This window comes from Acidobacteriota bacterium (assembly GCA_030697165.1).
GTDB lineage: Bacteria > Acidobacteriota > Vicinamibacteria > Vicinamibacterales > UBA2999 > 12-FULL-67-14b.
The window spans coordinates 498,151-520,105 of sequence record JAUYQQ010000015.1; the positions used below are offsets into that span (position 1 = coordinate 498,151).

Genomic DNA, 21,955 nt, shown 5'->3' on the forward strand with positions numbered 1-21,955 from the left:
CGCTCGGCCTAACGGCGCGCCACGGTAAACGGACGCCCCACTCGCGCCACGATGGCGCCCACCGACAGCACCTCCGCGCGCGCCACGTGCGGCCCCGCTTGCAGCGAGGCTAGGGGCACCGTTGCGCGGGCGACGGCCCAGACGCCGTCCGCTCTTGTGAGCGTTGCCGGCACGGTAATCAGCTCCCGCTCGTTGGTGGCGCCCGTCACTACGATGCGCACCGCGTCGGGGAGCGTCACGCCGTGGTCGGCATGCAACTCGAGGTACGCCACGACGGCACCACCGCTGACGGCATCGATCAGCGGGTCGAGCGGGTCCTGCGGCCGCGCCGGCACCCGCGCCAGCATCAAGTCGCTGACCCTGACGCCGCCGGTTGCGGCCAGCTGCGCGACAAACGGACGGCCGACCGAGCCTTGCCGACCCAATGGGTCGATGGCGGCCACGCGCAGCGTGTAGTTGCCCGGCGGCACCACCGCGCTGAAGGCGTAGGCGCCGTTGCCGGCGTCGTGAACCGCGGTGGCGGCGATCACGCCGCCGGAGTCGATCAGGACGAAGCCCAGGCCGACCTGGGTGGCGGTGATGGCCTCGGCGCTCACCACCACCCGCAGATCTTGCGACGCCGGTTCGGCATACGTGTAGGTCGCGACGCGCAATGGCAACTCGGTGGCCGGCGAAGCGGCCCTCAGCAACTGCACGAGCGCGGTGTCACGAGACGGTGGCGCCGCCGGCAGGACGAAGGCCGGCCGCGCCCGTAGTTCGCCGCCGCCGCGGGCGAGCCTCACGCGGATGCGGTGGGAACGGCCGTCGCGTTCGGCCGCGAGCGGCTCGAACGCCAGCAGGTAGTAGCCGGACAACTCGCGCGCGATGCGCGCAAACGGGCGCGGATCGTCACCGACCAGGCGGAACACCGCGCCCCGGGCCGCGCCGGCCACCCGCGCGAGCCCGTCGTTGCGCACCTGCAGGTCGCGCACGCTGGTCGGCGACACCCGGTCCTGCGCGGCTTCAAACACCGGCACCTCGAGGTGCAAGGCATAGATGGTGACGCGCGCGAGGTGGGCCTCGGCGGCCAGCCGGCCCAGGTCCACGCGCCGGGGGTCGGCCACCATCCCTTCCGACAACAAGACGATGGTCTTGGGGCCCGGAACGTCCTTCAGGCTGACCACCAGCGCCTCGAGGGCGCTGAGCGAAATCCGCGCCTGGATGTGGGCCTGCTGGGCCAACGCACGCGATTCCTGCTCCACCTGCTCGGGACACGCGTCGCGCGCGCCGGCCGCATCGTCGGCGGCCCGCGCCAGGTTGACGTATTCGGTGAGCGCGCGGCCGCATTCGCGGAGCACCGCGTCGGCGAGCCGGGTGCGGCTGCCCTCGGCAATCTCCACCGCCTCGCTCAGTCCGAGGTTGAACTGCATGAACACCGGGTCGGCCTCGCCCACCAGGGTGGCGAGCCGGCTGCGAATGGCCAGGCGGTCGCGGGTGAAGTCGATCGAGCCCAGGCGGGCCAGTCCGGTGACGCCAATCCGATCGCCGGGGTCCAGCGAGTCGATGAAACGCGAGGCGGCTTCGCGCGCGGGCCGGCCCTCGAGCCGGCGGATGTGGGCCTCGTCGACGGCGACCACCACGAGGCGTCCGGGATCCCCGTCCTGGTTGGAGCTGAAATGGGCCGCGGGCAGCAGGCTGGAGCGCGAATCGCGAGCGGCCTGCGACACAAACTGTGCAGAAACCACCCGCCTGGAGCGGCCATCGACCTCGAGCCTGAAATCGTCCGGGCCGAGCGATTCGAGAGGGGAGCCGTCCCGCCCCAGCACGGTGGCGTCCACCGTGACGAGATCCACGCCCGATCGGAAAGTCGGCCTGCCCTGAGCGGAGTAGAAGGGCTGCTGGGCCAATGTGCTGGCCAGCGAGACCAGCAATACGCCAGCGGTGACCAACGCCATTACAACCCTTGACATACGTGCCTCGCCGCGCCATTTTATGCGAGTTCAGATTGGTACCAACGGCCGAATCCCGGATGCGATCACGCTGCACCTGGGGACGAGCGTGTGTTGTTGAGTGTTTGTTTTTGGAGGTGGTCGTGAAATTGCCCCGCCCGTCGTTGCGCGGTGGATTGACTGTCGCGGCTCTCGCCGTGCTGTTTCAACTTGTCGTAAGCCAGGCTGCCTGGGCACAGACCGGGACCGCGGCCCTCACCGGCGACGTGCTCGATGCCCAGAAGCAGGTGTTGCCCGGAGCCACGGTCACCGTCACTAACATTGGAACCGGCGCGGCGCAGGTCACCGTCACCGACGAACGGGGCGGGTTCAGGTTTGGCAGTGTCCAGCCTGGTACCTATACGTTGAAGGTGGAACTGGGCGGATTCAAGACCGCCATCGTGGAACGTGTGGCGCTGCAGGTCGACACGCTGTCGCGGCAGAGCATCACGCTCGAACTGGGCGGCATCACCGAGACCGTGAGCGTGGTATCGGAGGCCACCCGCCTGAACATTACCGACGCCAGTGTCGGCAACGTGATGTCGCGCGAGCAGATCCGCAGCCTGCCGGTCGAGGCGCAGAACGTCGTGCACCTGCTCAGCCTGCAGCCGGGCGCGGTCTTCATTCCGACCGCGAATCCGGCCACGGTGGATCCGCGCTACGGCTCGGTGGGCGGCGCGCGCGCCGACCAGCAAAGCGTGACCCTCGACGGCATCGACGTCAACGACCCGCAGCTCGCCACCGCGTATACCTCGGCGATCCGCATGACCCAGGAAGCGCTCCAGGAATTCCGCGTCAGCACCTCGAACTACAACGCCGACATGGGCCGGTCGAGCGGCCCACAGGTGTCGCTCGTCACGCGCAGCGGCACCAACCAGTACGACGGCTCCGCCTACTGGACCGGGCGCCGCACGGCCACGTCGAGCAACGAGTATTTCCTGAAGCTGTCGCAGCTGGCATCGGGGAAAGAGAGCCAGGCCCCCAAGCTGGACAAGGACATCTTCGGAGGATCTTTCGGCGGTCCCATTCGCCGCAACCGCATCTTCTTCTTCGGCAACGTCGAGGCGCTGCGGGAGCAGAGTGAAGCGCCCGTACTCCGTAACGTGCCGTCCAATTCCATGCGCGACGGCGTGCTCATGTATCGCTGCGCGGTCGCGGCGCTGTGCCCGGGCGGCACCGTGCGCGGCATGACCGGCAACCACACCGTGGAAGCCGGCTTTTATGGCATGACCCCGGCCGAGATCGCGGCGATCGATCCGCTCGGCATCGGCCCAAGTGCCGCGGCCCTGGAATATTTCCGCAAGTACCCGGCGCCCAACGACCCCGGTCGCGACGGCCGCAACCTGATGGACTACCGCTTTGCCGCGCCGATCGAGAACGAGTTCCTCAACCTGATCAGCCGCGTGGACTACAAGGCCGCAGACAACCACAGTTTCTTTGGCCGTTTCGGCAAGCAGGACGACACCATCAACACGGCGCCGCAGTTTGACGGCGGCGCGCCCTTGCGCCAGCGGCTGTTCAACAACTACGGCGGCGCCGTTGGCTACGACTCGGTGCTGTCGCCGACGCTGACCAACAGCTTCCGCTACGGCTTTACGAAGATCGACGAGAACAACGCTGGCGTCACCAAGAACAACTGGGTGCGGTTCCGGTTCATCTCACCCTACGAGGGCTTCGGCGACGGCTTTACGGACACGCGGCAGACGCCGACACAGAACCTGGTCAACGACCTGTCCTGGTTCAAGGGCCGCCACACCATGAAAGTGGGCACCAACATCCGGTTCACGCGCGTGCCGAAGGAACGCTTTCAGTCGTCGTACCTGAGCGCCACGGTCAACCCGTCGTGGGTGGCCGGTGTCGGCCGCCGCAACATGCCGGGGAGTTCGTTCTGCACACTGCCGGGGTGCAGCATTCCCGCAGTCGCCACCAACTTCCAGGGCGGCTACGCCGACGCGTGGCTCAACATCCTGGGCGTGCTCTCACAGTCGACCCAACGCGCCAACTACAACAAAGACGGCACGCCGCAGGCGCCGGGCAGCCCGGTGGCCAGGGAGATCGCCTCGGATGAATTCGAGTTCTACGTCCAGGATGCCTGGCAGATCCGATCGAATCTGACGCTGACGGCGGGCTTGCGCTACAGCGTCTACTCCCCGCCCTACGAGACCAACGGCCTGCAGGTCGCTCCGTCGATCAGCATGGGCGAGTGGTTCGACATCCGTGCCGCCAACGCGCTCAAGGGCATTCCCTCGAACGCGAGCCAGCTGGTGACCTTTGACCTGGCCGGGCCCAAGAACGGCAAGAAGGGCTTCTACGACTGGGACAAGAACAACATCGCGCCGCGGGTGGCCCTGGCCTGGACCCCCAGCGAGCGCCTCGTCATCCGTGGCGGCTACTCCAAGGTGTTCGACCGCGTCGGCGTCGGCCTGGCGACCAACTTCGATGAAGGCTTCGCCTACGGCATGTCCACCACGATCAGCAGCCCCTTCGGCCTCGCCTACGAGACCAACCCGGCGGCGCGCTTCCGCGGCATCGACCAGATGCCGTCGACCATGCCGGCCGCTCCGGCCGGCGGCTTCCCGCAAACGCCGCCGATTCGCGCCGGTGTGATCACGACCAGCATCGACGACACGCTGGTAACCCCGTCGGCCCACATGGGCAGCGCGACCATCGGCTTCGACCTCGGCCGCAACTACACGGTCGAGGCGGGCTATGTCGGCCGCTTCGGCCGCGACCTGCTGGTGCGCCGCGACCTGGCCATGCCGCTCAATCTGGTGGACCCGGCGTCGGGCAGCGACTACTTCACCGCGGCGCAGCAGATTATTCGGGCGGCGCAGTCGGCCGGCATCACCGGGAGTTCGCCGGCCGCGGCATACGCGGGCCTGCCCGCGGTCGCCTACTGGCAGAACATCTTCCCGGCGGCCGCCGGCGGCGGCCTCACCGCCACGCAGGCTATCACCCGGGCCTTCATGCAAAACGGTCCCGACTGGATTACCGCGCTGTACGACATGGACACGTCGTGCAGCCCGGCCTGCAGCAAGTTCGGGCCGTACGCGTACTTTGCCGAGCAGTACGACTCGCTGGCGGCGATTAGCTCCATCGGCCGGTCCAACTACAACGGCCTCAACCTGACGCTGCGGCGCCGCTACGCCGACGGTGTGCAGTTCGACATCAATTACACGCTGTCGAAGTCCGAAGACATGGGTTCGCAGGTCGAGCGCGGCAGCGCGTTCGGCAACTTCAGCAACGGCGGCAACTCGGGGTTCCTGGTCAACTCGTTCGATCCGGAGCTGAACTACGGGACCTCCGACTTCGACGTGCGCCACCAGGTCAACGCCAACTGGCTCGCCGAGCTGCCGTTCGGCCAGGGCAAGCGCTTCGGCGGCGGGGTCAGCAACGTCGTCAACCAGTTCATCGGCGACTGGTCGATCGCCGGCCTCGTGCGCTGGACCAGCGGCTTCCCGTTTAACGTCGCCAACTGCCGCTCGTGCTGGGCCACCAACTGGAACCTGCAGGGCAACGCCATGCTGGTCGATCCCTCCAAGCTGCCCGAGACCGGGACGACCAAGAACAAGGTCGACAACCGCCCCAGCCCGTTTGTCGATCCACAGGGCGCCATCGCCATGTTCCGCCGTGCGCTGCCTGGTGAAGTCGGCCTGCGCAACTTGTTCCGTGGCGACGGCTACTTCAACGTCGACCTGAGCCTCAGCAAGGCGTTCTCGGTCGGCATCGCCGACCATCGCCTGCGCTTCCGGTGGGACGTGTTCAACGCCACCAACACGCCGAAGTTCGATGTTGGCAACCTGACCAACACGCCCGACATCTCGGGCTTTGGCCGCTACAACGGCACGCTCGCCACCTGCGACGCGCAGGCGGGGCGCTGCATGCAGTTCGCGCTTCGCTACGAATTCTAGTCAGGGATCAGGGATCAGGGATCAGGGATCGGGGATCAGGGATCAGGGATCAGGGATCAGGGATCGGGGATCGGGGATCGGGGATCAGGGGATCAGGGGCAACCCTGGTCCCCGTCCTATTTGCGAATCAGGACGTGCCCTGGCCGCATGCCGGTGGCGCGCTCCGCACTCCACACCGGCACGCCGTTCACCCACACCGTATGAATCCCGCGCGCGAGCAGGCGCGGGCTTTCGAAGGTCGACTGGTCCAGCACCGTGGCCGGATCGAACAACACCAGGTCGGCCTTCATTCCCACCGCAATCGCACCGCGATCCTTCAGGCCCAGCCGCGCCGCCGGCATCGCCGTCATCTTGCGGACGGCGTCGGGCAGCGTCAGCCACTGCTCGTCGCGGACAAAACGTCCGAGCACGCGCGGAAACGTGCCGGCGCCCCGCGGGTGGTTGTTGGCCACGCCGCCGTCGCTCGCGACCATCGCCCACGGCTGCTTCAGGAACGTCTGCATGTCGGCGGCGATCATCGTGTGGCCGATCATCCCGGCGCCTTCGTCCGTGACGATGCGGATGTAGAGATCCACCTCGCTCACCTCTTCGGCGCGGGCAATTTCGTCGAGCCGCCGGCCGACGTATTGCGGAAACATCGGCAGGCGCGTGATCTGCACGTTGCGGCCGCCGCCGATGTCGTCGAGCGCTTCTTTCACGCTCGCCGGGTCGGTCCACTGCCGGTTCGGCACGAGCACCTTGATGTTGGAGCTCCAGGCCAGGTAGGGATAGACGTCGGCGGTCACGTCAACGCCCCGCTTGCGTGCCGCCTCGACGAGCGCCACCACTTCCGGCGCCTTGTTCCAAACGTCAACGGTGCCCAACTTGAGGTGCGTGAGCTGCACCGGCAGCTTCGCCTTTTCGCCAATCGCAATGGCTTCGCGAATGGCCTCGAGCGAGCGGTCAGCCTCGTCGCGGATGTGTGAGATGTAGAAACCGCCATGCCGAGCGGCCACCCGCGCCAGCGACACGACCTCCTCGGTCGAAGCGTAGCTCCCAACTTCGTACTCGAGGCCGGATGACAGTCCCATGGCGCCGTCGCGCATCTCCTGGTCGAGCAGCGCTTCCATCTGCGCGACCTCGGCCAGGGTGGCGGTCCGCCGGAAGTCGTCGCCCATCACCCGCCGGCGAATCGTGGCGTGGCCGGCCAGCACGGCGACGTTGATCGCCGCCGGGTTGGTCCGGCGCTTCTCCAGGTACTCGCGAATCGGAAACGGCGAACTGCCGTCCTGGCCGACGAGGGCCGTGGTGATGCCCTGCGACACCTGGGTGACGGCGTCGGGCTCCGTGTCGAGGCCCTCGGTGGAATGGTTGTGGGCATCGATGAAGCCGGGCGCGAGCACCAGGCCGGTGCCGTCGATGACGCGATCGCCGTCGCGCGGCCGAAGGTCCCCCACCTCGGTGATCACGCCGCCCACCGCGCGCACGTTCACCCGCCGCAGCGGGCCGCCACTGCCATCGGCGACCTGGGCCCCGGTGATCGTCAGGGCCTCGCCTTGGGCCGCCGGTGCGGCCGGCACCTGGAGCGCCAGGATCAGCGCGCCGGTCAGGACGGCGTACTTCACTGGCGCGCCCGCATCGACGGCCCGTAAAGCACGCGTCCGGGCCGCGCGGTCGTCATCTTCCCGCCCTCGAAAGCAACCTCGCCGTTGACGATGACGAGGCTGAAGCCTTCCGCATAGCTATGCGGCTTCTCAAACGTGGCGGTGTCGCGCACGGTGGCCGGGTCGAACACGGCAATGTCGGCTTTCAGTCCCTGCCGCAGCACGCCGCGATCGCTCAACCCGAGCCGCTGCGCCGGAAACGCCGACATTTTCTGGATCGCAGTCTCGAGCGGCAGCAGCTTCTTGTCGCGCACGTACAAGCCGAGGACACGGGCGAACGTGCCGTAGCTGCGCGGGTGCGGCACATTGCGGCCAAACACCGGCACCTCGCCATCGGAGCCGACCATGGTGGCCGGGTGAACCAGAATGCGCTGCAGGTCTTCCTCACCGATGGCGTGAAAGATGCCGCCGCAGCCGCCCTGCTCCACAATCCACATCGCGGTCTCGGCCGCGTTCTCGAGCGTCACCGCCAGGCCGCGGCCCTGGGTGATCTGCGCCAGGTTCTGGCCGGCGAGCTTCGGGTCGAACTGGCAGGCCGACACCGACACGTTCTTCGGGTCGCCGCCGCCGCGTTCGTCGCGAATGATGGCCGTGCTCTCGGCCTTGATCTTGGCCCGCGTCGCCGGATCTTTCAGGCGCTTGAGCGTCGATTCGCGGCCGCCCTCCTGGGCCCACGCCGGCAGCAAGGCGGCGCCGATGCTGGTGGCCGACGCGGTATAGGGATACTGGTCGATGGTCGCGTCCACGCCACGGGCGCGGGCTTCGTCCACCATGCGCAGTGTTTCGACCGAGCCGCCCCAGTATTTCTTGCCCACCACCTTGTGATGGGTAATCTGCGTGGGCAGGCCACCCTTCTCGCCGATGGCGATGGTTTCGCGAACGCTGTCGGTCAGGCCCCGCGCCTCGTCGCGCATGTGCGAAATGTAGATGCCGCCCATGCGCCCGGCTACCCGGGCCAGTTCGATCACCTCTTCGGTCGGGGTGAAGTTGCCGGGCACGTAGAACAGCCCGGAACTGAGGCCGAGCGCGCCGTCCTCCATGCCCTGGGTCACGATCGCGCGCATCTGGTCGAGCTCGGCGCGCGTCGCCGGCCGATCGACCTCGCCCATCACCTCGCTGCGCACCGTTCCCTGGCCGATGAACATCGCGAAGTTGGGTGTGATGCGCGTGGCCTGGACCTTGGCCAGGAACGCCGCGATCGGCAGCGGCGAACTGCCATCCGGCCCCTCAATCAGCGTCGTCACCCCCTGGCGCACGTAGTTGTCGGCGGTAGGCACCTCGAAGATCCCGCGGCGCGCGTGCGTATGGATGTCGATGAAACCCGGGGCCACCACCAGGCCCTTGAGGTCGATGACGCGGCCGGCCGGTTCGGTGATGGCGGGCGCAATGCGGACAATCGTGTCGCCCTTGATGGCGAGGTCGGCCTTGTACCACGGGCTGGCGGTGCCATCGATGATGCGGCCGTTCTGCAACACCAGGTCGTAGGCCGGCGCCTGGCCGGACGTGAGGACGGGAATGAGCAGCAGGAGCGGCAGAAGTCGGCGCATGGCGCGACTATAGCGCACCCGCGCCTGTGGCGAAACGGCGCGGCGCAGGCGACGCTGGGCTCAAAAAAAGAAGGCCGCGGGGCGCCCCGCGGCCTAATGCGTTCACGTTGGAGGTTGAGCGAGAACTAGTGCGCGCGCACCACTCCGGGCACGCCCACGGGATCGAACGCCCCTTCGGGCACGGCGGACGGCGCCTCGACCAGGCACCACGCCTCTTGATCGTTTAGAATCTCGGCCGCCAGCTGCGTGTGCAGGGCATGGCCCGCGCGATGCGCCACGACGTGGCCGACAATCGGCCGGCCCACCAGAGCCAGGTCGCCGACGACGTCGAGAATCTTGTGACGGACGAACTCGTCCTCGAAACGCAGCGCGTTCAGCACGCCGGTGTCGCCGATGACGATGGCATTCTCGAGCGAACCGCCGAGCGCCAGGCCGTTCTGGCGCAACCATTCCACTTCCTTCAGGAAGCCGAAGGTGCGCGCGGCGGCAATGTTGTCGGCAAAGGTGGCTTCGGTAATGCGCTCGGTGCGGGCCTGGTGGCGCAGCAACGGGTGGTCGAAGCTGATGGTGTAGCTGACCTTGAAGTGATCCGACGGGTAGATGGCAATGCGCTTGTCGCCGCTCGCAATCTGCACCGGCTTGAGAATCTTGAGGTACTTGCGCGAGGGACCGAGCGTCTTGACGCCCGCTTCCTGCAGCAGATACAAGAACGGCGCACTGCTGCCGTCCATGATCGGCACTTCTTTGTGGTTCAGTTCGACAACGACGTTGTCGATGCCGGCCGAGACGAGGGCGGCGAGCAGGTGCTCCACCGTTTCGACCGTGGCGCCGGCCTTGCCGAGCACCGTGGCATGCTGGACGCTTGAAACTTCAGAAACCGAGGCGGGGATTTCGACGCCCAAATCCGTCCGGCGGAACCGGATGCCGGTGTCCGCGGCCGCGGGTTTGAGGGTCAGCGTGACCTTCTGGCCGGAGTGAAGTCCGATGCCAGCGCACGAAATCTGCCGTTTGAGTGTCCGTTGGGCGTCCATTCAGGTCTGCGGGTTCCGGTCCCCAGAGAAGCAAAGTCGATGCCTACCAATAGCGCGCCGGGCCAAATGGACTAACCCTATTATCTACAACATTTACACAGTTATGCACATTCGAGCAGTCGCTACGGCTGTGTTTCCGGAGCCACAGCGGCAATCGCCCGAAGTGTGGCTAATCTGCCACTGAGGCCCCGGTCCGGCTGAAGCCGGACGCCACACCTTCAAGGCTCAGACCTTAAGCATTTCGGCCAGAAACTGGCCGGTTGCCGAGTTCTTGGCTTTGGCCACCTGCTCGGGGGTTCCCTGCGCAACGACCTTCCCGCCACCGTCGCCGCCCTCGGGTCCCAGATCGATCAACCAGTCGGCCGACTTGATGACATCCAGGTTGTGCTCGATCACCACGATGGTGTTGCCCTGGTCGACCAGCCGCATCAAGACGTCGAGCAGCTTGCGAACGTCCTCGAAGTGCAGGCCGGTCGTCGGCTCGTCGAGAATATACAGGGTGCGCCCGGTGCCTCGCTTCGACAACTCCCGCGACAGCTTCACCCGTTGCGCCTCGCCACCGCTGAGCGTCGTCGCCGACTGGCCCAGCGTGATGTAGCCGAGGCCGACGCTTTGCAGCGTCCGCAACTTGACCGCCAGCGGTGGAAAATTCTCCAGCAGCGGCAGGGCCTGATCCACCGTCATGTCCAGCACGTCGGCAATCGACTTGCCGCGGTACTTGATCTCCAGCGTCTCGCGGTTGTAGCGGCGGCCCTTGCACTGCTCGCAGGTCACGTAGACGTTCGGCAGGAAGTGCATCTCGATGGCGATCACGCCGTCGCCCTGGCACGCCTCGCAGCGGCCGCCCTTGACGTTGAACGAGAAGCGGCCCGGCTTGAAGCCGCGCGCGCGCGCCTCGGGCACCATCGCGAACAGCTCGCGGATGAACGTGAACAGGCTGGTATAGGTGGCCGGATTCGAGCGCGGCGTGCGCCCAATCGGCGACTGGTCGATCTCGATCACCTTGTCGATCAGCTGAATGCCCTCGATCTTGTCGTGGGCGCCGGGCTCGTCGGCGGCGCGATAGAACTCGCGCGCGAGCGACTTGTAGAGAATGTCGTTGACGAGCGTGCTCTTGCCCGAACCGCTGACGCCGGTCACCGCCACCAGCCGGCCGAGCGGGATTTTCACGTCCACCGACTTGAGGTTGTTGGCGCGGGCGCCGCGAATGACGATCTCGCCCTTGGCTTCCTTGCGGCGCGCGGCCGGCGTGACGATGCCGTTGTGACCGGCAAGGTAGGCGCCGGTGAGGGAACCGTTTCCATTGCCAATCAAGTCCGCGGGCGTGCCCTGGAAGATCACTTCGCCCCCCAGGTCGCCGGCCCCGGGACCGAGGTCCACCACGTAGTCGGCGGTGCGGATGGTTTCCTCGTCGTGCTCCACCACCACGACGGTGTTGCCCAGGTCGCGCAGCCGCCCGAGCGTCGTCAGCAGCTTGCGGTTGTCGCGTTGATGGAGGCCTATCGACGGTTCGTCGAGGACGTATAGCACGCCCGTGAGGCTCGAACCGATCTGCGTCGCCAGGCGAATTCGCTGGCCCTCGCCGCCCGACAGCGTCGCGGCCGAGCGCGCCAGCGTGAGGTAGCCGACGCCGACCTCGTTCAGGAAGCGCAGCCGCTCGCGGATCTCCTTCAGGATGCGGGTGGCGATGATCGCTTCGCGCTCTTGCAGTTCGATGCCCTCGAACACCTCGAGCGCGGCCGAGATCGGCAGGTTCACGTAGTCGCTGATCGTCTTGCCCTTCAGCGTGACGACCTGGCTTTCGCGGCGCAGGCGGTTGCCGTCGCAGACCGCGCACTCGCGCAGGGCCCGGTACGGGTCGAGCTCTTCCTGCACCGCCCACGAGCCTTCCTCGAAGCGACGCCGCAGGTTGGGGATCACGCCCTCGAAATCGCGGCCGAAAGGCTCTGGCGTGACCAGCTTCTTCTTGGGCGTCTTGGCGGCACCCGCCTCCGCGCTATCGCGCTTCGGCGCGGCAAGCTGCGCGGCTGTCGGACCCAGGAGAATCAGGTCGCGGTGCTTCTTCGGCAACTTGCCGAACGGCACCTGCGGATCGATGCCGTAGTACGAGGAGATGGCCGTCACGGCATCGGCGACCAGCTTGCCGTCGCCGCGGCCCCACGGCGCGATCGCGCCCGCCGCCAGCGACAATGACTCGTCTGGGACGATGCGGGCCGGATCGAAATCCCAGGTCGCCCCCAGGCCCTGGCACGACTGGCAGGCGCCGTGCGGCGAGTTGAACGAGAACGCGCGCGGCGACATCTCGGGCACGCTGATGCCGCACACCACGCACGCCAGCTTGCGGGAGAACAGGCGGTCGCCGGCATCGAGCGAATTGATCACCACCACATCGTCGGCCATGGTCAGCGCCACTTCGACCGATTCGGCGAGACGCTTCTCGATGCCGCTGCGGACGATCAGGCGATCGATGACGATGTCGATGTCGTGGTTGCGGCGGCGATCGAGCGCGATGTCCTCTTCGAGCGACCGCATCTGGCCATCGACCCGCGCCTTGGTGAAGCCGCGCGTGCGCAGGGCCAGCAGTTCCTTCTTGAACTCGCCCTTGCGGCCGCGGACGATCGGCGCCATCACGTTGATGCGCGTGTCCTGCGGATACGTCATCACCAGGTCGACGATCCGCTCCAGCGACTGCGAGGCGATCTCGCGGTTGCAGTTCGGGCAGTGCGGCACGCCGATGTTGGCGAACAGCAGGCGCAGGTAGTCGTAGATCTCGGTGACCGTGCCGACGGTCGAGCGCGGGTTGGAACCGGTGGTCTTCTGCTCGATCGAAATGGCCGGCGACAGGCCCTCGATCAGGTCCACATCCGGCTTCTCCATCTGCTCGAGGAACTGCCGGGCGTACGCCGACAGCGACTCGACATAGCGCCGCTGCCCCTCGGCGTAGAGGGTATCGAAGGCCAGCGACGACTTCCCCGATCCCGACAGGCCCGTGATCACCACGAGCTTATTGCGCGGCAGGTCGACGTCGATGTCCTTGAGGTTATGGACGCGCGCGCCCCGGACGGATATCCAATCGTGCGGCATGGGTCTACTGCAGGGTCCGCGGAGCGGAACCCAATCCCCAAGTATACCCCCGCCGGGGTATCATCCCGACCACCTCATGTCCACACTGCCGCCCCGTACGCCCACGTTGCTCTGGTCGCTGGTTCCCGTCCTGGTGCTGATCGGCCTGTTGTCGTCAGCCGTGGCGCTGTTTGGTGATGGCGCGTCGAGCGGCGCCAATCCGATCGCGCTCGTCCTGTCGGCCGGGGTCGGCATCCTGATCGGCACCGCGCACGGCCACGCGTGGAAGGACATCGAGAAGGGGATCGTCCACGGGATCTCGCTGGCCCTCGGCGCCGTCCTCATCCTGCTCACGGTCGGAGCGCTAATCGGATCGTGGATCCTGTCGGGCACCGTGCCGACGATGATCTACTACGGGCTGATGCTGCTCTCGCCGACGATCTTCCTGCCAAGCGCGTGCCTGCTGTGCTGTTTCGTCTCGCTCGCCACCGGCAGTTCGTGGACCACGGCCGGGACGGTCGGCGTCGCTTTAATCGGCATCGCCATGGCGCAGGGGATCAACCCCGGGCTGGCCGCCGGCGCAGTGATTTCCGGCGCCTACTTCGGCGACAAGATGTCGCCGCTCTCCGACACCACCAACCTCGCCCCGGCGGTCGCGGGCACCGACCTGTTCACGCACATCCGCCACATGCTCTGGACCACGATGCCGAGCCTGGTGCTCGCGGTGATTCTGTATGTGGTGATGGGCCTGACGATCACGCCGCCGCAGGACACCGCCCAGGTCAACGCCATCATGGACGCGCTGGCCGGCACGTTCGTCGTCGGGCCGCACCTGTTGATTCCGGTCGCGATCGTGCTCGCGCTGGTGGTCGGGCGCATGCCGGCCTTCCCGGCGCTGCTGATCGGATCACTGGTCGGCTGCCTGTTCGCGGTGGTGTTTCAACCGCAGGTGGTCACGAGCTACGCCGCCTCGCCGGACTTGCCGGCATGGGCGGCCCTGGTGAAAGGCGCCTGGATGTCGTTGTTCGACGGCTTCAAGCTCGAGTCGCCGAACGCCGCGCTGAACGACCTGCTGTCGCGCGGCGGCATGGCCAACATGCTGAACACGGTGTGGCTGATCCTGATGGCGATGACCTTTGGCGCGGTCATGGAGGCCACCGGCATGCTGCAGCAGATCGCGGCCGGCATTCTCAGCATGGTCCGCGGCACCGGCTCGCTCGTCACCGCAACCCTCGTCACCACGTTCGGCATGAACATCATCGCCTCCGACCAATACATGGCCATCGTACTGCCGGGCCGGATGTTCCGTGCCGAATATGCCCGTCGCGGCCTGCATCCGAAGAACCTGTCGCGCGCCCTCGAAGACGCCGGGACGATGACCTCGCCGCTCGTGCCCTGGAACACCTGTGGCGCCTTCATGGCGACCACCCTCGGCGTCGCCACCTTCGCCTATGCGCCCTATGCGTTCTTCAACTTAATCAGTCCGGTCGTGTCGGCAATTTACGGTTTCACGGGATTCACGATCGAAAAGATCCCGCCATCGGAAGCGGTCTGAGGCACGGCATGCAACGACTGACCCTGCTCTTCATCCTGCTCGGCGCGGGCGCAGTGACGGCGCAAGATGCGGCGCCGTACAACGACTCCATCCGCCTTGCGGAGCTCAAGGCCGACTTGTTCTTCCTGGCTGGCGACGGCTTCAAGGGCCGGCTCGTCGGCACACCCGAGAACGCGCTCGCCGCGGACTGGGTGCGGTCACGGTTCGAGCGGGCGGGCCTCAAGCCGGGCGCGCCGAACGGGTCGTTTATCCAGACGACCCACTTGATGGTCGCCACCCTCGGCACGGGCAACGCGCTGACGGCGTCACTGCCCGGCGGCGCGAAACTCCACCTGAAACCCGAACAGGACTTCTATCCGCAACGGTTCAGCGCCAGCGGATCGGTGACGGCGCCGGTGGTCTACGCCGGCTTCGGCATTCACGCGCCCAAACTTGATTACGACGACTACGGCGATCGCGTTAAAGGCCGCATCGCGCTCGTCCTCGAGCATGAACCCGGCGAGCGCGATCCGAAGAGCCCGTTCGATGGCGTGGTCACGGCCGAGGTCGCGGTGGCCATCAAGAAGGCCATGGCCGCACAGGAACAGGGCGCGGTCGGCGTGCTGTTCGTCACCGACGTGCACAACCACTCGGCGCCCGTTAACTTCGAGGCGGCCGCCCGCAACTTCTGGCCGGCACAGGCGCCGCGCGTCGATCGCTTCACGCTGGCGAGCTGGGCCGATCGCGTGCGGATTCCGGTGGGACAGATCTCACCCGCGCTGGCGGAAACACTGGTGCGCGGCACCGGCCGCTCACTGCTCGACCTGTCGAGAGCCGCCGAAACCGCGCGCGGGTTCAGCGGGGTGCCCCTGGAGGGGGTCGAGGTCACGCTGACCACGGCGGTCAACCGCCACATCGTCCCCGACCGCAACGTGCTCGCGTTCGTTGAAGGCGCCGATCCCAAGCTGAAGGACGAGGTCGTGATCGTCTCGGCGCACTACGACCACGAAGGCGCGGACGGCAGCGTGATCTACAGCGGTGCAGACGATGACGGGTCGGGCACGGTGGCCTTGATCGAGATCGCCGACGCGTACGCGCTGGCGGCGGCGGCCGGCCAGCGGCCTCGCCGTTCGGTGCTGTTTGCCGCGTGGGGATCGGAAGAGCGCGGTCCGCTGCTCGGCGCATGGGCGTATACCGAGAATCCGACGTTCCCGCTCGAGCGAACCGTGGCCGTGCTCAACATGGACATGATTGGCCGCAACGAAGAAGTGCAAGTCGGCGGCGGCCCTCGCTTCAACGGCCTCGAGGTGCAGACGGCGGAGTCGAACCGCAATGCGGTCAACATCCTGGGCTACAGCCGTCACCCCGAGTTGAGCGCGACCGTCGAACGCGCCAATCGGTCATCCGTCGGGATCGGGCTCGAATTGAAGATGCGCTACGACAACAACAGCTCGAACCTGTTGCGCCGGAGCGATCAATGGCCGTTCCTGCAGATGGGCGTGCCAGCGGTGTGGTTTCACACGGGCCTCCATCCGGATTACCACACGCAGTACGACCGGCCCGAGAAGATCAACTACGAGAAGCTGGAGCGCGTCGCTCGACTGGTCCATCAGACGAGCTGGGTGCTTGCCAACCAGGACGGCCGGCCGAAGTAATTCACACGCGGTACGGAATGCGAATGCCCGGCTCGTCCGCCGGAAAGTCCTTGGTGTTGCGGGTGACGAGCAACGCCGATTCATGTCGTGCCGTGGCCCAGATCAGGGCGTCAGGTACGCGAATCCGCGAAGCCTGACGAATCCCCGCCGCATCCCGGGCAATGGCGCGCGTGAGGTCGACGACGCGAAAGTCGCGGAGGAACATCTCGACGACGTCGCCCTCCTCGGGGTTGCGGACACCGGCCTGGACCTCGACCCAGGTCACGATGCTGATCAAGCGGTGACGGTATCGACCGAGTTCCGCTTGAGCAGCCTCAATGCCCTTCAAGTAATCGATCAGGACGTTGGTGTCGAAGAGCGCCTTCAAGACCAGCCACGCTCCCGGTCATCCCACTCGCTGCGCAGGCGCTCCTGATAGGCCAGCCCGTCTTCAGCCAGGTCACGCCAAATCCCGAAGGCACGCTTGGCGCCAACGGTGTGGTGCTTTTGCAGGTGATCGGCTACAGCTCGGCGGACCGCCTCGGCTCGCGAAACACCTTCGCGACGGCACCATTCATCCAGGGATTCGACCTGATCGGCGGGAAGCTCGATGATCGTTCGCATGCGTCATCATACCACATCATCAGATGACCTTGGCGACCAGTACTACTCCGCCACCAGCCACAGCAGCCAGGAAGACCCAACGGCTCGCCAGCAGCCAGACCGGCGTTCCCGCGACCCTTAACCACCCGGATCGTCGCCCCCGCGAACGGAACCACCACTTGGCGAGGTCGAACACCCCGACCGGCGACAGCGACAGCATCAGGCCCAGGCCGAGGTCGAACACGCGATAGCTGCTGGAGGCTTCGAACACGACCGCGGCCCACAGGGCGCCGGCAACAATCGACAGCGCCATGCGATCCAGTGGATGCGTCTGCGGCGGCAGGAGCACGGAGGTCGTGCGAAGGCCAAGCGACAGGCCGGCCAGCATGACCAGCAGCACGAGCAGGACGGTCATGCCGGAGTGGTCCGGCTGACCACCTTCGCCGAGGCTTCAGCGGTCAAGAAGCCGGACGCCGCATCGGCGGGAAACAGATAGGCCGATTCGTTCGAAGCAACGGCCATCTGTCCACCAGGACCGAAAGCCAGGCCCACCAGCCCGGCGCCCGCCACAATCAGCTCCGGCGGGGAGTCAGGGCGGACCGCGTAGACACCACTCGCGCCGGCCAGCGCCTCGACGACGTGCAGGGTGCCGGCTGCGTCGAAGGCCAGTCCCTGGGGCCGGCCAAACGGCACCGGCAGAATCTCCACCGCACCGTTCGGGCTAATCCGTCGTACCGAGTCGTAGGTCGCAAGGGTCGGCGCCGACACGTAGAGGTATCCATCGGGCGACATAGCGAGGTGGAAAGCCGCGACGCTCGACGGCACGGTCGCGAAGGTCTCGGTCCGGCCGCTCGGATGAATCCGAAAGATGGTGCCGCCACGGTCACCCACGTACAGCGACCCGTCCGCATCGAACGCCAGGCCGCAGGCGACACCCAGGTCCGACGCCATTACCTCGTAACTACCATCGTCAAACACCCGGTAGACACGCCCCTCGAAACGGCTCGAGACGTAAAGCCGGCCATCGGGACCGACGACCATCGACGTCGGGTTGACCAGCCCGTGCACGAACGGCTCGCGCGCGCCGCCGCCGGCGGGGATCCGGAAGATCGACACGGACGCTTCCTGCCCGCGCGAACCGCTATAGGTGACATAGAGGGCGCCGTCGGCGCCGAGGACCGGGTTGTCGACCTGGTGCAGTCCCGTCGCGAGCAACGCGCCCGCCTTCGCGTACAACGTGGCACCCGGCACCCACGCCAGCTTGACGGGGGCCTCGCCACCCTCAACACCGGCGGGAACGATCACCGCGAGCCGGTCGGGCGCGGCAAAGGCGAGGCGGGCTGGCAAGCCGCCAATGGTCACGAGTTCAGCAGTCGATTCGGGCTGGGGGAAGCCCTCGCCGCGCAGCCAGAGCCGTCCGCCTTCGACAATGCGAACCGGCTCGAGGCTTGTCAAAACCGGCACTTAGGTGTCGTCCAACTCGAGGTTCCAGTACAGGTAGTCGCGCCAGCTTTCAGGGGCGCTGCGCAGGCCAATCGTGATGCGGATCGCGGGCGCCGACATGGGCCGCCGTGGCGGCTTCTTGAGCCGCATCCGCGCCTCTGCTGGCGTGCGGCCACCCTTGCGCCGATTGCACGTGACACAGCACGTGACGATGTTTTCCCAGTCCTTGCGGCCGCCCTGCGACACCGGCACGACGTGGTCGAACGTGAGCTCCTGGGTCGGGAACACTTCCGCGCAGTACTGGCAGGTGAACTCGTCGCGGGCATAGATGTTGGCCCGCGAGAACGGCACGTAGTCGAATCGCTTCTTGATGCGGACGTACCGTAACAGCCGGATGACGGAGGGAAGTTTGAGGGCGAACGACACCGCGCGGACTTCACGGTCGTGATGCGCGATGATCTCGACCTTGCCCTGGCACCATAACGTCACCGCCTTCTGCCAGTTGACGACTTTCAGCGGCTCGTAGGTCGCGTTAAGGAGGAGCGTTTGCTCCATTTACGCGCATTGTGCCATGAATCTAGCGGGACTACACAATTCGGCACAGCGGCCGATAAGCTGGGAATGATGGCCCGGGTTCTTGTTGCCACCGTCATGACGGTATTCGTGACCGCCTGCGCCAGCTCCGGCGGCATGGTCTACAAGCCACAACCGTTCCCGATGCCTGGCGGCACCGGGGCGACGCCCGCGCCGGTTGAGGCCGGCGCCCGGCCGGGCGTGGTCCCGCCGCCGGCGGCTCCTGGGCGGCCGGGTACCGCCCCGGTCAGCGGGCTGCCGGCCGGGGCCAATACCGACGGCTACGCCTTGTCGAGCACCGCCCTCTCGCTGCGCGGCGCCCCCTATCGCAACGGCGGCGGCGACCCGGCCAACGGCTTCGACTGCAGCGGCTTCGTGCGCTACGTTTACCAGCAGCACAGCGTGCCCATGCCGCGGTCGGTTCGCGAGCAATATCAGGTGGGTAAGCCAATCAGCCGCGACCGCCTGGAGGCCGGCGACCTGGTGTTCTTCAGCACGGTGGCCCCGGGGGCCTCGCACGTCGGCATCATGATTGGCGGCAACCAGTTCATTCACGCGCCGAGCGAGCGTGGCGTCGTGCGCGTGGAAAGCCTGGGCGCGCAGTACTGGGCGAGCCGGTTCGTCGGCGCCAAGCGCGTTAGTTAAACCCGGGTGGCTTGGGGAACGGTTGCGGAACCGGCGGGGGTGGTGGTTCCGGCGGCGTCTGATCAATCGGCAACGGCATCTCGGCCGGCGGCGGCACGGCGGCCGGCGGCGGCGCCTCCTCCTTGATCCCCATGCGCCTGATGATGATCTGCTGGCGGCGCAGCAACCGGCGCGTCGGCTTGGCCGGGCTGTGCACGCGCGGATTGATGATGGCGCCGGCGAGCAGAGCCGCCTGGTTCACGCTGAGCGCGGCGCACGGACCGCCGAAGTAGGCGCGCGCGGCCGCTTCGCAGCCAAAAATGCCGTCGCCCCACTCGATCATGTTCAGGTAGATCTCGAAGATCCGCCGCTTGGTGAGTGCGGCCTCCAACCGGCGCGCAATCAACAGCTCGGTGACCTTCCGCATCGGGTTGCGTGACTCCGACAGGTAAAGGTTCTTGGCGAGCTGCTGCGTGATGGTGCTGCCGCCGCGCAGCAGCTGTCCTTCTTCCCAGTTCTTTTCAAGCGAGGCTTTCAGCTCGTTCAGGTCGATGCCGTCGTGATCGAAGAAGGCCGCGTCCTCGGTCACGATCACGGCGCGCCGCAGGTTGGCGGAGATCTGGTGGTACGGCACCCAGCGATGGCGAATCTGGAACTTGCGTCCGGCGCGCTCGGCCTCGCGCACGCGCAGCTCCATGAATGCGGTCGTGGTTGGATTGGTGCCGGCCAGCGAACGAACATCGGGCAGCGTCAGGTAGACGTAGGCGACGTAGGCGAACCCCAGGGCCGCCATCGCGGCCAGGGTCTTGAAGACTCGTCTTGCGACCGACTTCGCGAAGCGCGCCACGTAAGGATTATAGGGGTCAGACCCTTTGGCGGCGCAGACTCGCGCTCAGACCCCTGGAATCACGATCTTGATTCGATCGCCGGCGGCCGGCTGCACGCTCACGTCGTGGTCGTTCATGATCGCCAGCGTCGCCGCGTTCACGATGCTCTTGCCCTGGCGAACGGCGATCGATTGCCACGAGTCGCCGGGGCGGACCACGTAGAAATCAACCCGGTTGGGCCGCACGCTCGCTGCTTCCGCAGCGGTGAGCATGCGGAACGACTGGATGGCCTGCACCACGTCGCGATCGACCAGGTTGAACTCGGCTTCGGGGGCAAACCCGGCCACGACGTACATTTGCCGCCCCACGGCAATATGGGCGGCGCGCATCAGCACCTTGCCCGTTCCCTTGGCGGTGCCACGATAGAGGCCCACGTGCGCCGGCTGGCCGTTGATCGGCTCGATGCGGCCGTCCACCACGCTGTAGCCGGCGGCCCGCATGGCCGCCACGGCCACGTCACCGACCGAACGGCCGCCCCCGGCGCCGGCGGCCTGGCCCGCGAGCCGCGGCTGTTCGACTTCCTGCAGCACCATGTAGTGCTCGGTGCCGGGCTCTCGTGCCATCACCGCTTCGGGCGAGTTGATCACATCCCACCCTTCCGGGAACGTGAGCCCCAACCGCAGCAGCGGGTGCAGGAACACGTTGCCGCGCACAATGCCATCTTTCGGGTTATCGCCATGAACCAGGCCGGCAATGCGGTCGAGATACTGGTCGCGATTCGTGCGGCTCGCGGTTGGCGCGGCAAACTTCCCGGCCACCGGAGTGGCCTGCCCAACGCGCGTCCCCGGGTCGGGGTGCGTGGACAACCAGTTGGGCACGCCGTCTTCACTGAGCGCGTCGACGCGGGCGAGCGTTGCCAGGAATCGCGGGACGCCGGACGGATCCCAGCCGGCGCGCGATCCGTACTCCACGCCCAGGCGATCCGCTTCGATCTCCGCTTCGCGGCCATGCTTCAGGAACAACACGCTGAGGCCCGCGGCGCCCAGCTCCGTGAACGGCTGCGTGCCCGGCACGAAGATGCTCAGGATAGTAAGGCCAATGCCCGCCTGCGCCTGGCGCGTGTACGCCTGCGCCGCATGCCGCGCCGTGACGTGGCCAATCTCATGTCCAAGCACACCCGCCAACTCCGACTCGTCGTCCAGGTAGGCGAGGATTCCGCGGGTGACGTAGATGTAGCCGCCGGGCAACGCGAAGGCGTTGATCGCGGGACTGTCGACAACGGTGAAGGTCCACGGCAGGTTGGGACGATGGGAGGCGCGCGCCAGCTCCTGGCCGATTTCGCTGACGTAGTTCTGCAGGGCGGGGTCGTCGTAGACCCCCATTTCGCGGCGAATCTCGGCGTCCTGCTGCTGGCCAATGGCCTGCTCCTCGGCTTCGCTCAGCAGAGACATCTGGCTCTTGCCGGTCACGGGGTTGGTGGCGCACGCCGCAGAGGCCACGAGCCCTGCCGCCAAAAGGATGCAGGTTGCCTTCCTCATGCCCCGGGCAGTGCAAC

Annotated in this window: 16 protein-coding genes; 4 read left to right on the forward strand and 12 right to left on the reverse strand. The window is 66.9% G+C overall.

Annotated elements, in window-relative coordinates:
- Nucleotides 1–8 precede the first annotated feature (8 nt).
- Complete coding sequence (locus tag Q8T13_15845) at nt 9–1,934, reverse strand: VWA domain-containing protein (GenBank protein MDP3719234.1); 1,926 nt, start codon at nt 1,932–1,934, stop codon at nt 9–11.
- 137 nt (nt 1,935–2,071) lie between these two features.
- On the opposite strand from Q8T13_15845, the gene Q8T13_15850 reads away from it, so the two are divergent.
- Complete coding sequence (locus Q8T13_15850) at nt 2,072–5,878, forward strand: TonB-dependent receptor (GenBank protein ID MDP3719235.1); 3,807 nt, start codon at nt 2,072–2,074, stop codon at nt 5,876–5,878.
- A gap of 116 nt (nt 5,879–5,994) precedes the next feature.
- Here the strand turns inward: Q8T13_15850 and Q8T13_15855 are convergent, their stop codons facing one another.
- The 4 genes from Q8T13_15855 to uvrA form a co-directional block, all read right to left on the reverse strand.
- Entirely contained in the window at nt 5,995–7,482 is a 1,488-nt protein-coding gene (locus Q8T13_15855; protein ID MDP3719236.1) for a D-aminoacylase, read from the reverse strand.
- The gene (locus Q8T13_15860) at nt 7,479–9,068 is read right to left on the reverse strand and encodes a D-aminoacylase (protein ID MDP3719237.1); all 1,590 of its coding nucleotides are present in this window, start codon (nt 9,066–9,068) and stop codon (nt 7,479–7,481) included. The genes Q8T13_15855 and Q8T13_15860 overlap by 4 nt, the downstream gene beginning before the upstream one ends.
- A 125-nt stretch (nt 9,069–9,193) precedes the next feature.
- On the reverse strand, nt 9,194–10,099 hold the full coding sequence (lpxC, locus tag Q8T13_15865) for a UDP-3-O-acyl-N-acetylglucosamine deacetylase (GenBank protein MDP3719238.1): 906 nt from the start codon (nt 10,097–10,099) through the stop codon (nt 9,194–9,196).
- Between the two features lie 225 nt (nt 10,100–10,324).
- Nucleotides 10,325–13,183, reverse strand: a complete 2,859-nt coding sequence (gene uvrA, locus Q8T13_15870) for an excinuclease ABC subunit UvrA (GenBank protein ID MDP3719239.1) — start codon at nt 13,181–13,183, stop codon at nt 10,325–10,327.
- Nucleotides 13,184–13,259: 76 nt separating this feature from the next.
- Here uvrA and nhaC point away from each other — a divergent pair, with 76 nt between their 5' ends.
- Nucleotides 13,260–14,717 (forward strand): Na+/H+ antiporter NhaC, encoded by a 1,458-nt coding sequence (nhaC, locus tag Q8T13_15875; GenBank protein MDP3719240.1) that lies wholly within the window; start codon nt 13,260–13,262, stop codon nt 14,715–14,717.
- A gap of 8 nt (nt 14,718–14,725) precedes the next feature.
- Entirely contained in the window at nt 14,726–16,351 is a 1,626-nt protein-coding gene (locus tag Q8T13_15880; protein MDP3719241.1) for a M28 family peptidase, read from the forward strand.
- Nucleotide 16,352: 1 nt separating this feature from the next.
- Here the strand turns inward: Q8T13_15880 and Q8T13_15885 are convergent, their stop codons facing one another.
- From Q8T13_15885 to Q8T13_15905, 5 genes are read right to left on the reverse strand one after another with little or no spacing between them, the layout of a single operon-like run.
- Nucleotides 16,353–16,718 (reverse strand): type II toxin-antitoxin system VapC family toxin, encoded by a 366-nt coding sequence (locus Q8T13_15885; protein ID MDP3719242.1) that lies wholly within the window; start codon nt 16,716–16,718, stop codon nt 16,353–16,355.
- Nucleotides 16,715–16,954: a CopG family transcriptional regulator gene (locus Q8T13_15890; protein ID MDP3719243.1), complete on the reverse strand. Its 240-nt coding sequence runs from the start codon at nt 16,952–16,954 to the stop codon at nt 16,715–16,717. The genes Q8T13_15885 and Q8T13_15890 overlap by 4 nt, the downstream gene beginning before the upstream one ends.
- Nucleotides 16,955–16,973: 19 nt before the next feature.
- On the reverse strand, nt 16,974–17,348 hold the full coding sequence (locus Q8T13_15895; protein MDP3719244.1) for a hypothetical protein: 375 nt from the start codon (nt 17,346–17,348) through the stop codon (nt 16,974–16,976).
- Nucleotides 17,345–18,397, reverse strand: a complete 1,053-nt coding sequence (locus Q8T13_15900) for a gluconolaconase (GenBank protein MDP3719245.1) — start codon at nt 18,395–18,397, stop codon at nt 17,345–17,347. The genes Q8T13_15895 and Q8T13_15900 overlap by 4 nt, the downstream gene beginning before the upstream one ends.
- On the reverse strand, nt 18,398–18,931 hold the full coding sequence (locus Q8T13_15905) for an HNH endonuclease (protein ID MDP3719246.1): 534 nt from the start codon (nt 18,929–18,931) through the stop codon (nt 18,398–18,400).
- A 66-nt stretch (nt 18,932–18,997) separates the two neighbouring features.
- On the opposite strand from Q8T13_15905, the gene Q8T13_15910 reads away from it, so the two are divergent.
- Entirely contained in the window at nt 18,998–19,594 is a 597-nt protein-coding gene (locus Q8T13_15910; protein MDP3719247.1) for a C40 family peptidase, read from the forward strand.
- Here Q8T13_15910 and mtgA read toward each other — a convergent pair.
- Nucleotides 19,587–20,420 (reverse strand): monofunctional biosynthetic peptidoglycan transglycosylase, encoded by an 834-nt coding sequence (gene mtgA, locus Q8T13_15915; GenBank protein MDP3719248.1) that lies wholly within the window; start codon nt 20,418–20,420, stop codon nt 19,587–19,589. The genes Q8T13_15910 and mtgA overlap by 8 nt on opposite strands.
- 45 nt (nt 20,421–20,465) lie before the next feature.
- Complete coding sequence (locus tag Q8T13_15920) at nt 20,466–21,938, reverse strand: M48 family metalloprotease (GenBank protein MDP3719249.1); 1,473 nt, start codon at nt 21,936–21,938, stop codon at nt 20,466–20,468.
- Nucleotides 21,939–21,955 lie beyond the last annotated feature (17 nt).

Bases quoted from the DNA above. Each gene is read 5' to 3' on its own strand.
- Q8T13_15860 (MDP3719237.1), bottom strand. From the start codon at position 9,068: ATGCGCCGACTTCTGCCGCTCCTGCTGCTCATTCCCGTCCTCACGTCC.
- Q8T13_15845 (MDP3719234.1), bottom strand. From the start codon at position 1,934: ATGGCGTTGGTCACCGCTGGCGTATTGCTGGTCTCGCTGGCCAGCACA.
- uvrA (MDP3719239.1), bottom strand. From the start codon at position 13,183: ATGCCGCACGATTGGATATCCGTCCGGGGCGCGCGCGTCCATAACCTC.
- nhaC (MDP3719240.1), top strand. From the start codon at position 13,260: ATGTCCACACTGCCGCCCCGTACGCCCACGTTGCTCTGGTCGCTGGTT.
- Q8T13_15895 (MDP3719244.1), bottom strand. From the start codon at position 17,348: ATGACCGTCCTGCTCGTGCTGCTGGTCATGCTGGCCGGCCTGTCGCTT.
- Q8T13_15880 (MDP3719241.1), top strand. From the start codon at position 14,726: ATGCAACGACTGACCCTGCTCTTCATCCTGCTCGGCGCGGGCGCAGTG.
- Q8T13_15910 (MDP3719247.1), top strand. From the start codon at position 18,998: ATGATGGCCCGGGTTCTTGTTGCCACCGTCATGACGGTATTCGTGACC.
- Q8T13_15905 (MDP3719246.1), bottom strand. From the start codon at position 18,931: ATGGAGCAAACGCTCCTCCTTAACGCGACCTACGAGCCGCTGAAAGTC.
- Q8T13_15920 (MDP3719249.1), bottom strand. From the start codon at position 21,938: ATGAGGAAGGCAACCTGCATCCTTTTGGCGGCAGGGCTCGTGGCCTCT.
- lpxC (MDP3719238.1), bottom strand. From the start codon at position 10,099: ATGGACGCCCAACGGACACTCAAACGGCAGATTTCGTGCGCTGGCATC.
- Q8T13_15890 (MDP3719243.1), bottom strand. From the start codon at position 16,954: ATGCGAACGATCATCGAGCTTCCCGCCGATCAGGTCGAATCCCTGGAT.